Raw genomic sequence first — 13,090 nt, 5'->3', positions numbered from 1 at the left:
AATCTACTTTCTCTACTTACCAATTTAAGCTTCCATCATCAAATCAGGTAATTGATCATTCAATTTCACATTAATAAATAATTTTAACTAAAAACACAGAAAGCATTGTAAAATTAACCTAAATAAATATATTAATACATAAAAAATACACTTAAATAACAAATATTAAAAAACTTAGAAAGGAAGTTCAGATTAACATCTTTGTTCTATGAAGGAATACAATAAGTTTTAAAGAATAATGCTATCAGAATACTTAGCAGAGCATTCAAATAGATTAATCTCACTATCCCTATGCTCTTTGCTAATATTAACTTCAACTAAGTTAGCAAGTCCACTATTTGATAGTATAACAAAAGAGTAAAGTCAATCTTTCTGCTATCATATTCTTCACTTTTATTAATCGTATCTACTTATTACACTAATAATACACATAAAAAACACTCAATAACTAACTATTAATCAACACCTAAAGAAATAATGTGTTTTTTCATCAAAAAAACATCATTTAAAAGTTGTGTGCTAAAATATTACATTCTATATTTGCACTCGCAATACAGAACAACTATTGTAGTCTACATCAAGACGCTCGGGTGGTGGAAGTGGTAGACACGCTGGACTTAAAATCCAGTGGGTAGTAATGCCCGTGCGGGTTCAAGTCCCGCTCCGAGTACTAAAGACCTAAACGACGAATCGTTTAGGTCTTTTTTTTTACCTTAAAAGATAAGCACAGAGTATCCCTAATAAAAAAAAATGATCACTAAGCTACAAACGACTAACCAGTGTAGTTTGATATAAGTACTTACATTTGCCTGATCATTTCCTTCTCTATTATCCCTAAGTTTTTGTAATTGACTCATAGATTCTAAATTCTTCAGCACCTCCATGTCTCTTTCTTGTATACAAAGCACAAAAGATTCTATTTCTTCCCTCTCCTGATTTAGAAATTGCTGTAATGGTCTAATAGGAAACTCATATAATACAGCTACTAAATCAACAATGACAATACCAGGCCTTTTCGTTTTTCCAAGTATAAAGTTCTGAACTGGCTTCAACTTGGATAAGTCAAAACTATCAAATTGTCGATCTATTGATCTTGATTCTTCTAAACCAAAGAAAGTACTTATAATTTTCTGATCTAATCTAACATTACTTCCCTTATAAACTCTCTTTGAAAGTTCTTTAATCCGCTTTGGTGAGGGCGAAAGATAATAATCTTCCTTTCCTTCTTTAATCTTTGTCTGTATATAAAATTGTACTGCTTCAATATAAGCCTGTGAAGTATTCTCTTTCATTTATGTGGAATTATTAGAATTATCGGAATAATTGGAATGACACTTCTCTACTTCTGTATTACTAAGGGTTCTTTGTTGCGAAACATGAGCAATGCAGTATGTGAAAACCATAAATGAAATAAGAAAGGGCTTATTCATTTATCCTTCTCATACTTCCCTTCATTTCTCAGAGTACTAATAAAAACACTTTAATACACATTAGAATATGGTACGCAAAACATATCGAATTTTAATACTGCTAAACCTCAGCTTACTAACATTAGTAAGTTGCGAGAAAAGCGAAATAGAGGAAGGTATTCCAACACAAAATCTAAACAAACAAAATAACTCAGAAAATTCCGATGAGCCTTACGGGTTTCCTCCTCAAAGTCAAAAATCACCTTTGGGAATTGATATCGATACAGACGAAGCTCCTGAGAAAGATTGGGGATTACCGCCGATTAAACCACCAACAAGACCTAAGTCAATTGGAACCGATATCGATACAGAAGAAGCTCCTGAGAAAGATTGGGGATTACCGCCGATTAAACCACCAACAAGACCAAAATCAATTGGAACCGATATCGATACGGAAGAAGCTCCCGAGAAAGATTGGGGATTACCGCCGATTAAACCACCGACAAGACCTACAAAATAGACATTGTAAGTCACACTAGTTTTGAGCTTTTATCAATGCTAATTTATCTGTAAATTCGAAGAATGAAATTAAAGCGCTACTTTTCATCTTCGAATTTACTCTTATATGCTATATTGTGTATAGCATTATGCCTTAGTTGCTCGAAAAAAGACAATCCAAATCTGGAAGAATCTAATCTCTTAGGCCGACAATATACAGCACAAGCTGACAGTCTCTTTGATTTGGGTGCCTTGGAAAAAGCATTTGAGTTATATCTTCTATCCAATCAAGAACTCAGGGAGATAAATGATCATGAAATGATTACTTACAACAATCTCAAGATTGCCACTATCTATCTAACAATTGGAGATGCTAATAGCGCACAAGAAACCATTGCGAAGGAACTTTACTATATCAAAGAAGATGACACAAGCTTACAGATATACTCCAATTTAGTTCTGTCTTTGAGTTATACGGAACTCCTTGATTTTGAAAATGCCATTGAATATGCAAAAAAATCACTTGCGATAAGTAATGATAAAGAACATCAGATCATCACCAAAAACAATATAGGCTATTTACTCATCGAGAATAAACAATATAAAGAAGCTGAAGAAATCCTTTCCCAAGTTTTACAGGAATATAAAGACAGTATTAACCCTACTGATTTAGCCAAAATATACAATAACTTAGGGAAGGCAAAGTACAGAATTAACAAAGCAAGTGGTAGAGATGAATTGTCCTACGCGCTTAAACTAAGAGAAAAAGAAAATGACAAATACGAACTTGTAAGTAGTTATATCGCTCTGAGTGAGTACTACAGCGACAAAGATGCCAATAACGCATTAAACTACGCTAAAATGGCTTATGAACATATAGAAGACATAAGTAGCAAGAAAGAAAAACTAACTATTCTCGAGATCCTCATAAACAATAGCGCTATAAATCACCCTATATACAAAAAAAGTGTAACCGATTATATCGCACTCTCTAATCAATTTCACGTTGAAACACAGTTATCGAAAAATCAATTTGCAAAAATTAGATACGACTACGACAAACACGCCAAAGAAAACAGCAAGCTGAAATACAATTTACAAGTCAAAAACACAACCATAACCAAGCAACACAATACAGTATTAGTACTTGTCTGCGTACTCTTGCTAATCCTCCTTGTTGTAACCATTGTCTATTCTAAAATAAAAAAGAAACACATAGTAGAAAAAGGTAAACAAGTTTATAAAACAGAGAGTAGGATTGCCAAAAAAGTCCACGATGAATTAGCTAATGATATTTTCAACACGTTGATTTACACACAAAACTTTAATCTACAAGACCCTGAAAAAAAAGAACACCTAATTAAAGATTTAGACGCGATTTACAAAAAGTCGAGAAACATAGCTACTCAATTGAACTCTATCGATACCGAAGTCAACTTCACTCAGACGCTGACAAACTTATTCAATGAATACACAAGTGAAAAGACTAAAATCATCATCACAGGGATAGACAATATTGACTTCAGTATGCTGGTAAAAATTCAAAAAATCACCATTTACAGAATCTTACAGGAACTTCTTGTCAATATGACAAAACACAGCATGGCTACACTTGTTGTATTCAAGTTTACAAAAGAAGCAAATGGAATCTCAATATACTATAAAGATAACGGCATAGGACTTATCTACGAAGATATTAAAAAGAAGAATGGAATTTCCAATATGGAATCCCGCATAGAAAATATAAAAGGATATATTATTTTTGACAGAGAAAATGAGATTGGCACAAAACTTTCAATCTACATACCCTATAGATATGTTTAAAAAGATATTAGTAGTAGAAGATTATGACAGTATAAATGTAGGTATTGTTACAGCACTTTCTGAGAAGTACAGTGCCGAAATATACAATACCAAATATTGTGATGACGCTTGGTTGAAAATTCAAAATGCGCACTTAAATTCATCTCCCTTTGATTTGATCATTACTGACTTGTCCTTTGAACAAGATTATCGCGAACAAAAATTAGAAGGAGGTATTGACTTAATTGAGGTAATCAAGGCCAATTATCCTGATACCAAAATAATTGTTTATTCAATAGAGAACAGATACATAGAGATAAACACTTTAATAGAAAAGTTAAAGATTGACGCTTATATCAGCAAAGGTCGCAACAGTATCAATGAACTCCATCACGCTATTGAACACATACAATCAACCCCAAACTGTTATCTATCACCAGATATAGAGGACATAACTACTACTTCAACTGCTTTGATACTTTCTGACGAAGATCTGGAGATTATCAGTTTACTATCCAAGGGCTATACACAGCAAGAAATCAGTGCAGTTTTTAAATCCAAATCAAAAACGATCAGTAGTACAAGTAGTATAGAAAAGAGAATTGGAAAATTAAAACTCTCTTTTGAGGCGAAAAACACAATACACCTTGTCAGTATTGCAAAAGACTTAGGACTCATTTAATTCTAATTTAACAAGAAAAAAACATCCCAATTATGGTTTTCCGTACCATAGTTAATTTGAGTTGTCATAATTTAGCATTGAAAACAAATAGCTTTATTTAAAATATGTTCAAATTGAGACAAGTTGTTATTGTATGTTTAATTCTAATCTTTAGTATGCTGTGTGTCAAAATAACTTGGAATTTTATCGATGAAAAAAAACAGCAAAGAACAACAGCTGATCAAGAAATAAGCCTACTTCTATCAGAATACGAGAACAACATACACAACTACGTCAAAGTGTACAAAAAAGCTCTGAATGGCGATAGAACAAGCCTTAAGAAGTATTCTTCATTCATGTTGAAAAATGCTGAAATAGAGCAAAGGTTAAATCACTTATTCCTTCAAACAGAGAATGGCGATTACCACAAGAATCAATTTAAAAAACTTCAAAACAAGTTTTTGAATCCTAACTAATATTATATTACCAAAAAAGCGATAGATTAATCTATCGCTTTTTACATTTTATCCTTATACAGAAGCTTGAAGTTTCTGTAGTAAATTCTTATTTAATGCTTGTTCAGTATACTCTCGATCAACATGTAGTTCTTCAACGTGATCCTGACTTGGCAATTCATACATAGCATCTGTCAAAATAGCTTCACATAAAGACCTAAGACCACGAGCCCCTAATTTATATTCCAATGCTTTATCCACAATGTAATCCAAGGCATCCTCTGAAATTGAAAATTTAATATGATCCATTTCAAACAACTTCTCATATTGCTTTATCAGTGCATTCTTAGGTTCAGTCAAGATTGATCTCAAAGTTTCTCTATCCAAAGGATCCATATAAGTCAATACAGGTAATCGTCCGATAATCTCCGGAATCAAACCGTAATCTTTAATATCTTTTGGTACTATGTATTGCATTAGGTTTGTCTTATCTACCTTTTCATTCTCTTTCGTAGCGTTATATCCAACAGCTTGGAAATTTAAACGTTTAGAAATAATGCGTTCAATACCGTCAAAAGCACCACCAGCAACAAACAGAATATTCTTTGTATTAACTTCAATAAACTTTTGGTTAGGGTGTTTACGACCACCTTCTGGCGGAACATTCACAACACTTCCCTCTAAGAGTTTAAGCAAAGCTTGTTGCACTCCTTCTCCTGATACATCACGTGTAATAGAAGGGTTATCACTCTTACGAGCAATCTTATCGATCTCATCAATAAAAATAATCCCTCTTTCAGCGCGATCAACATCATAATCTGCTGCCTGCAACAACTTAGTCAAGATACCTTCTACATCCTCTCCTACGTATCCTGCCTCAGTTAGAACTGTTGCATCAACAATAGCCAAAGGAACATTCAACATACGAGCGATTGTCTTTGCCACTAACGTTTTACCAGTACCAGTTTGCCCTACCATTAAGACATTACTCTTCTCGATTTCAACATCACCTTCTTCACTATTCGCTTCTTGCAAAAGGCGTTTATAGTGATTATAGACTGCAACGGACATTACTTTTTTAGTTTGATCTTGTCCAATCACATATTCATCTAAAAAAGCTCGAATCTCTTTTGGTTTTTTTAGTAATAAATCTTTAGCTAAACTTTCCAGCTCCTTCGCTTCTCCATCCTCCTCAACAATTCCGAATGCCTGCTCAACACATCTATCACAGATATGAGCATCTATACCAGCAATAAGAATATTCGTTTCTGACTCAGGGCGCCCACAGAAAGAACATCTCATTTCTTCTTTCGCCATATATAATTTATTCTCTAATTAATACCTCATCAATCATTCCATACTCTTTTGCCTCTTGAGCGATCATCCAATAGTCTCTATCACTATCGTGGTGAACTTTCTCCATAGACTGTCCAGAATGTTTTGAAATGATTTGATACAGTTCATCTTTTAACTTCATAATCTCTCTTGCTGTAATCTCGATATCAGATGCCTGACCTTGAGCTCCACCTAATGGTTGGTGAATCATCACACGAGAATGTGGTAAAGCAGAACGCTTACCTGCAGCTCCAGCACATAACAATACTGCTCCCATTGATGCAGCCATTCCTGTACAGATAGTTGCTACATCTGGTTTAATGAATTGCATAGTATCATAGATACCTAAACCTGCATACACTCCTCCTCCAGGAGAGTTTACATAAATACTAATATCTTTCTCATTATCCACACTCTCCAAGAACAATAATTGCGCTTGAATAATATTTGCTACATAATCGTCAATAGCTGTACCTAAAAAGATAACTCTATCCATCATTAAACGAGAGAATACATCCATTGAAGCTACATTCATTTGACGCTCTTCAATAATGTATGGAGTCATACTACTAACGATTTTGTCATAGTACATACTATTTATACCGTGATGCTTAGTTGCATACTTTTGAAACTCTTTTCCGTAATCCATTTTTATTTACTTTTTTAGTATTAAAAAATAAGCGTCTCTCCTTTCGGGAAGACGCTCAAATATACTTATTTTTTTTCGGAAATTATTCTCCGTACATTTCCTTTACGAAATCTTTATAAGAAACTTCTTTTTCTTTAGCATTTACTTTTTCAGTAAACAATGCTAACATTTTATCGTTCATTACTTGCTCAGAAATACGTCTTACTTCTTCTTGGTTAGACATAACTCTTGCTACGATATCTTCAACTGTTTTATCATCTGGTTCAGCTTGTCCAAATTGAGCTAACTGATCTTTGATTAACTTAACAGTGAAAGCTTTAATTTCTTCGAAGTCTAATTGTAAATCATATTGTGACATCACTTTTCCTTCGATCAATTGGTAACGTAAACCTTTTTCAGATTTAGCATACTCCTCAGCTGCTTGTTCTGCAGTCATTGGAGTTTCACCAGCTGATTGTAACCACTTAGTTAAAAACGCTGCTGGTAAATCAAATGAAGTACTTTCTAATAAGTGCTCATAAACATCATTTACAAACTTTTGGTCAGCTTGTCCTGCAAATTGTTTCTCAGCATCTTCTTTGATTTTTTCTTTCAATTGCTCAACTGAAGTTACAACTCCTTCACCGAATAATTTATCAAATAATTCTTGATTTAATTCAGCTAATTCAGTTTCGTTGATTTCTTTAATTGTAAATACAACATCTACTTCTAAACCGTGAACTTTATCGTGGTCAACTGCTAAGTACTCCATAAGTTTGTGATCGTCATCGAACAATCCTTTTGTACTAACAGTTACTTGGTCACCTACTTTCTTGTTTAAGAATTTCTTTTGGTTTGTTTTAGTTCTAAAAGCAGAAACTGCAATCTTAACTTCATTGTTGATTCCCTCCTCCTCATTTGTGAAAGTACCAACCATTTCTGAAGTTTCCTCTACTGTCTCTTTAGAAATTAGTTTACCGTATTGTTTTTGAATATATTCAACTTGCTCATCTAACATAGCGTCATCAGCAACAACTTTGAATTTATTAATTTTGTTTTTTCCTTCTAAATCTACAGTGAATTCAGGAGTTAATCCTAATTCAAAATCAAATTTTAATACATCTGCATCCCAGTCAAAAGTTTCATCTGCCACTGGAAGTGGGTTTCCTAAAATATCGATTTTCTCTTCTACAAGATAATTATTCAATTTGTCTTGCAAAATTTTGTTTACTTCTTCAAACATTACCGCTTTACCGTATTGTTTAACGATTAAACTCATTGGCACTGCTCCTTTTCTAAATCCAGGAATACTAGCGTTCTTTTTGTAGTTAGATAAAACCTTATCTACATTACCTTGATAATCTTCTTTTGCAAGCTCAATAGTTACGATTGCATTAAGAGCATCTACATTATTTCTTGTAATATTCATTTTTTGATGTATTTACATAATAAATTTGGGTTGCAAAAATAAATTATTTTTACAACCCATCCAAGTTTTTAAGTAATTGTATTTCAATCAATAATTTTTTTACTGCCTTTGTAGGCGATCATCTTGCTGTTTACCATTAACTATGGATTGGCAAAATGTCAACACGATACTAAATAATAAGGCGTACCAAAAATTGTCAACAGTAAATTCCTTGACAAAGTATGCTGTTAATTGAATTATTACTGCATTGATCACAAGTAGGAATAATCCCAGTGTCACAATCGTTGCTGGCAGTGTCATGAAAACTAATATGGGTTTTAAAAATGCATTTAACAACCCCATTGCAACAGCTACCCATAGGGCAGTTGTCCATCCATCAACACTTACTCCTGGTAATAACCAACATAAAAACATGACTAAAGCCGTCGTAATTAATAATCTAATGATAAAATTCATACCTTTTTTCTTGTAAAAGTAATAAATTATTAATTATTAGGCAATAAAGTAGGTCCAGGATAAACTGCAGGATTCACCAAAGGAATCTTTGCATCGTAATGTCTGTTAATCACTCTCAAAATTTCGGCTGCTATGAAAGCATATCCTCTTTGATTTAAGTGGACACCGTCAAGTGAAAACATCACCGTATTCAAATTCCCCATACCTTTAAAGTAATCTGCCGTGTAGATTTGGCCATCTTCTACTCTCAATCCCGATACTGCTTTATTCAATATATCGTTCATATCTGCCACAGCTAACCCCTTCTCTGCTGCAATTTGCTTAATAATTAAGTTAAACTGTGTGGTAGCGTTTTTCACTTTTTCTTGTTCAACAGAATTTAACACGAACTCATCTCCAATTGGGAAAGTAACCCCTTTTTTCAACATCGCATCAATTGTTGCGTTTCCAGTAGATTGAGCTAATGAAGCTCCAATCTCTGCTTTACTTGTCAACAACATCAAATCTTTAGCCGTAGCGTGTCTTGCTTGACCAAAAGAAACAGCTATTAACTTAATCTGAGCCGGTTCTAATTTGATAGGAAAAAGTCCTGCATCTACTGCTTGTTTAATTCCCATTTCTAACAAAGCGGACATATCAGCTAAGCTTTTATCTTGAATCAACAATGGATTAGCTGCTTCTTTTGAAATCATCTGTAATCTATCTCCTTGTCCTCCTTTTGCCAGTATTTGTTTCAACATGCCTATTAGACCATTCAATTGATCTATTTTATCAACTCCAATTAACTCAGGTGTTAAAGGATTATAAGGAACTGTAGTGAAATAAGGTATCGCTGTTACATCTGGAATAGTAGCTACCACCCCTTTTGCTCCATTAGCTGTAAGAGCATTGGTAATTTTACCATACACATCTTGGAACACGCCCACATGTGTAATATCATTTGCTCCATAATCACCAGGATTTAAACCACCTTTCTCATTCTGATCCACTCCTTCACCTCCCGAAGTTGCATATGAAAGTACGTCATTTGCTCCAATCCAATTACTAAAGAACGTAGGACTTAAAGACAGTGCATCTTCCAATACAGTAACATTTTCTGATGTTGCTGTTCTAACAAAATAAGGATTTGCTTTTCCTAAAGCTAAATTAGCTGGATTACCATACCCTGCAGAAAGTAAGTGGAATGTTTTAGCTCCCGGAACACCTGCATTGTGATATGCTTTCTTCTGTTGTTCTGTTGCCTCTAAAGTCGATTGTCCTTTAATGTTTTCAGGTCCTCCTGTAGACATATTAATGATCATCTTGGTCTTAAACCCAGGGTTAACCGCACCTCCAAATAACAAGCCTCCTACATCGTTAATGTCTTTGTCAAAAGAAGGTTGTGTAAACTGCCCTCCTCCAACAACTTCAAACTGTCTCGCTAAAATAGAAGGAAACGAATTGGCCTGTCCTGAACGGTAAACCGTACCATCCATAAAACCGGCAGTCAATGAATTCCCAACTGCTACATAAGTAGAGAAATCTGCATTACCTGGATAGTATGTACCTGAATCTATTTTATCGCTAATCTCTGGTTTACAACTCGCTAATAAAGCTAAAGCTGGCAACACTAATAAATATCTTTTTTTCATGATTGTCTTCTTTTAAAGTTAAAAACTATAGCTTACACCGATACCTCCACTTGTCACAGCACTTCTATATGTTCCTCCAAACGAAACATTTTGTCCATCTTCTTGGAAATAGTCATAAGAATTATTAGTATCACTAAAGTGTAAATAACTAAACACTAAGTCTATTCCTAAACCATTTTTAAACTTATAAGTTAAACCTCCAGTATATGCACGTGAATCGTTACGCGGTGTTTCTGGTGCAAAGTATCCATCTTGAACAGGGCTTTCATCGTAGTACCATCCTGCTCTTAAAGACAACTGATCATTTACAGTATACTGTGCTCCTAAACGGTATGTACTTGAATCCTTATAATTACGAGGGTTAACTGATGTTCCCAATGGGCTATTTACGAAATCAATTACTAATGCATCGTAAATTTTCCAGAATGTACGGTTGTAATCAAATGCAAACAACCACTTATTCCACTCATAAGATACCCCAACACTAAACTCTGCTGGTAATGGCATTTGCGCTTTAATTCTTCCATTTTGGAACATACCTTCACCAAATCCAGGTACATCGTAGAACTTAGCTTTACCATCACTCTCTTTCATAATGATTTTTGAGCGGTAGTTCATCCCCACTCTTAAATGGTCGTCAAAGTTGAACATATATCCTGCAGTCCATCCCCAAGCTGTAACATTCTTAGCTTCAATAGTTACATCCGTTTTGTTGCCATGCTCGTCAACCATACTTCTCGAGATATTCTTATTGAAAGTTACCCCTCCATTTACAAAGATAGGTCCCCCTCCAAAACTAAAGCGATCACTTACTTTAATTGCTACAGTAGGTTGAAAGTAAAAAGCCTTTAAATCAATATTGTTTACCAAATGAGCTCCTTGCCAATCTCTATCCCAATCAACAGCACTTCCATAAGGCGAATAGATTGCCAATCCTACTGTTAACCAATCGGTAGCCTTATAAGTACCATAAGCATAGATAGGAGTTCCTACATTTCGAGTTTCATTCTCCCAACCGTATGTTTCATTTTGGAATTTTGTATCTGCTACCAATACATTCATTCCAGCCGAAAAATTCCATTTATCTTTTAAGTAAACTGTTGCAGCAGGGTTAAAAAACACTGACTCTGCACCGTTTACCACAGCTACTCCTGTATGTCCCATCGCAAGCTGTTTGTTACCTTGCATTGCTACTCTATAACCTCCAGCAAATGCTGAATAAGATATTAAAGATAACAGGGATAATGATATAAACTTTTTAACCATAATCTAATATTGTTTACAATTCGTCTAATTTCAAATATAGATAGATATTATAATTTTACAAATTTTTAAGCCTTATTTTAACATTAGTAAAAAATAAAATAAATTTTATTCAAATAAAACCAACAACACATAACTATAATTACTATTAATTTAACATATAGTAGAAATAATAATAAAACATAACGTTATAATTAATTCTAAAAAAACAATACTTCTTTGCTGTAAATTAAGTTTTAACCTCTCTGGATTTACATATAATAAGTATATATACTTCTAAGATCAGCATTTGGGGAGTTCTCAAATGCTCCAAACGCAAAAAACAACTTCATTTTACCCCAATTTTCTAAACCAACGTTTCCCTTAGCTATTCGCTCTAAAAACACCTCCGTTTATGTGAGAAGCGACAACTAACTTGACCTTCAGAAGTACGTGCCATACATTGATACAAATATGATTACATATTGATCGCATAGTGGTCGCATATTATTCTGCAGAAAGTATGCGACCACTATGCGATCATATACCGACCACAAGCCGACCACCCCCTATTTAGCCCCTGTCGTCCTAATATAACTGTACAGTTATTGTTTATCATCCTATCAATAATCACCCCCTGCTTCTCCTTCATCCGATTGCAAGATTATAAACCATTTCTACACATTACTTATACTTTAGTACTTGTACGAAGCAATTGTACTTCCTGAACACTGACTCAAAAAGTGCCTAAGTAGAAAAAGAAATAACAAGAGAATCCGAAACACACAAAAAAAAGTAGAACTATCCCAAAGAACAGTTCTACTTAAATTCCAACAAACAGATTAATTATTTCCACTTAGCCAAAGGGGTGATGCCACTTTGAACACAATCCCCTAACTTGACGTTAACTATGGTATCAATGGGTAACAGGAGATCCACTCGAGAACCAAACTTAATAAATCCTAACTCTTCACTTTGTGTAGCTACTCCGCCCACATGGAGATAGTTAACAATACGCTTAGCTAAAGCACCTGCAATTTGCTTGGCTAAAACTTCCTGCCCATTCTTGTGCTTTAACACAACAGTATGCCTTTCATTCAAAAGGGAAGATTTAGGATGCCACGCCACAAGGTGTTTCCCTGGGTGATATTGACTATACACAACTTCACCAGTTATTGGATTTCTATTGACATGTACGTTCAATACACTCATAAAAACAGAAATCTGCAAGCGCTTTTCCGTAAAGTACTCGTCTGGCTCTACTTCTTCTATGACGACCACCTTTCCATCACAAGGAGCCAAAATCAAATTGTCATCTTCTGCTAATACCCTTGAAGGGATTCTAAAAAAGTAAACCACTAAAGACATGGCCACCAAGGTCATCAAAAGAATTGCGTATTGCAATATCCACCAACTACTGGGTAGACATAAGAACAATAGTGAATTAACAGCTATAAATATGCATACCGAAAGCGATATAGATCCCGTTCCCTCTTTGTGTATTCTCATTTTTGTCAAACTTTTAAAAAATGTTAAACCCTTT

Annotated in this window: 12 protein-coding genes and 1 tRNA gene; 5 read left to right on the top strand and 8 right to left on the bottom strand. The window is 34.3% G+C overall.

Going from position 1 to position 13,090, the window contains the following annotated elements:
- Positions 1-584: 584 nt before the first annotated feature.
- Positions 585-670, top strand: a tRNA-Leu gene (locus NWE55_RS09925).
- Between the two features lie 67 nt (positions 671-737).
- Here the strand turns inward: NWE55_RS09925 and NWE55_RS09920 are convergent.
- Positions 738-1,292 carry a hypothetical protein gene (locus tag NWE55_RS09920; RefSeq protein WP_155090853.1) on the bottom strand — a complete coding sequence of 185 codons (555 nt, stop codon included), beginning with the start codon at positions 1,290-1,292 and terminating at the stop codon, positions 738-740.
- 205 nt (positions 1,293-1,497) lie between these two features.
- Between NWE55_RS09920 and NWE55_RS09915 the strand changes: the two genes are divergently transcribed.
- From NWE55_RS09915 to NWE55_RS09900, 4 genes are all read left to right on the top strand, one after another.
- On the top strand, positions 1,498-1,929 hold the full coding sequence (locus NWE55_RS09915; RefSeq protein ID WP_258204040.1) for a hypothetical protein: 432 nt from the start codon (positions 1,498-1,500) through the stop codon (positions 1,927-1,929).
- A gap of 62 nt (positions 1,930-1,991) precedes the next feature.
- Complete coding sequence (locus NWE55_RS09910; RefSeq protein WP_155090855.1) at positions 1,992-3,731, top strand: tetratricopeptide repeat-containing sensor histidine kinase; 1,740 nt, start codon at positions 1,992-1,994, stop codon at positions 3,729-3,731.
- Complete coding sequence (locus NWE55_RS09905) at positions 3,724-4,392, top strand: response regulator (RefSeq protein WP_155090856.1); 669 nt, start codon at positions 3,724-3,726, stop codon at positions 4,390-4,392. The genes NWE55_RS09910 and NWE55_RS09905 overlap by 8 nt, the downstream gene beginning before the upstream one ends.
- 104 nt (positions 4,393-4,496) lie before the next feature.
- Positions 4,497-4,847: a hypothetical protein gene (locus NWE55_RS09900; RefSeq protein ID WP_155090857.1), complete on the top strand. Its 351-nt coding sequence runs from the start codon at positions 4,497-4,499 to the stop codon at positions 4,845-4,847.
- A 54-nt stretch (positions 4,848-4,901) separates the two neighbouring features.
- On the opposite strand, the gene clpX is transcribed toward NWE55_RS09900, so the two are convergent.
- The 7 genes from clpX to NWE55_RS09865 form a co-directional block, all read right to left on the bottom strand.
- The gene (gene clpX / locus NWE55_RS09895) at positions 4,902-6,143 is read right to left on the bottom strand and encodes an ATP-dependent Clp protease ATP-binding subunit ClpX (protein ID WP_155090858.1); all 1,242 of its coding nucleotides are present in this window, start codon (positions 6,141-6,143) and stop codon (positions 4,902-4,904) included.
- 7 nt (positions 6,144-6,150) lie between these two features.
- Complete coding sequence (gene clpP, locus NWE55_RS09890) at positions 6,151-6,810, bottom strand: ATP-dependent Clp endopeptidase proteolytic subunit ClpP (RefSeq protein ID WP_155090859.1); 660 nt, start codon at positions 6,808-6,810, stop codon at positions 6,151-6,153.
- A gap of 82 nt (positions 6,811-6,892) precedes the next feature.
- Positions 6,893-8,218: a trigger factor gene (gene tig, locus NWE55_RS09885; RefSeq protein ID WP_155090860.1), complete on the bottom strand. Its 1,326-nt coding sequence runs from the start codon at positions 8,216-8,218 to the stop codon at positions 6,893-6,895.
- Between the two features lie 99 nt (positions 8,219-8,317).
- A complete protein-coding gene (locus NWE55_RS09880) occupies positions 8,318-8,674 on the bottom strand; it encodes a phage holin family protein (RefSeq protein ID WP_155090861.1) in 357 nt (118 codons plus the stop codon).
- Positions 8,675-8,703: 29 nt separating this feature from the next.
- The gene (locus NWE55_RS09875; protein WP_155090862.1) at positions 8,704-10,305 is read right to left on the bottom strand and encodes an SGNH/GDSL hydrolase family protein; all 1,602 of its coding nucleotides are present in this window, start codon (positions 10,303-10,305) and stop codon (positions 8,704-8,706) included.
- A gap of 18 nt (positions 10,306-10,323) precedes the next feature.
- On the bottom strand, positions 10,324-11,571 hold the full coding sequence (locus NWE55_RS09870; RefSeq protein WP_155090863.1) for an OmpP1/FadL family transporter: 1,248 nt from the start codon (positions 11,569-11,571) through the stop codon (positions 10,324-10,326).
- Positions 11,572-12,393: 822 nt separating this feature from the next.
- Positions 12,394-13,056 carry a phosphatidylserine decarboxylase family protein gene (locus NWE55_RS09865; RefSeq protein WP_155090864.1) on the bottom strand — a complete coding sequence of 221 codons (663 nt, stop codon included), beginning with the start codon at positions 13,054-13,056 and terminating at the stop codon, positions 12,394-12,396.
- Positions 13,057-13,090 lie beyond the last annotated feature (34 nt).

The organism is Myroides albus (assembly GCF_024722315.1).
GTDB classification, from domain to species: Bacteria; Bacteroidota; Bacteroidia; order Flavobacteriales; family Flavobacteriaceae; genus Flavobacterium; species Flavobacterium album_A.
Note: the sequence above shows the minus strand (reverse complement) of the source record. Positions and strands in the feature narration are given on the sequence as shown.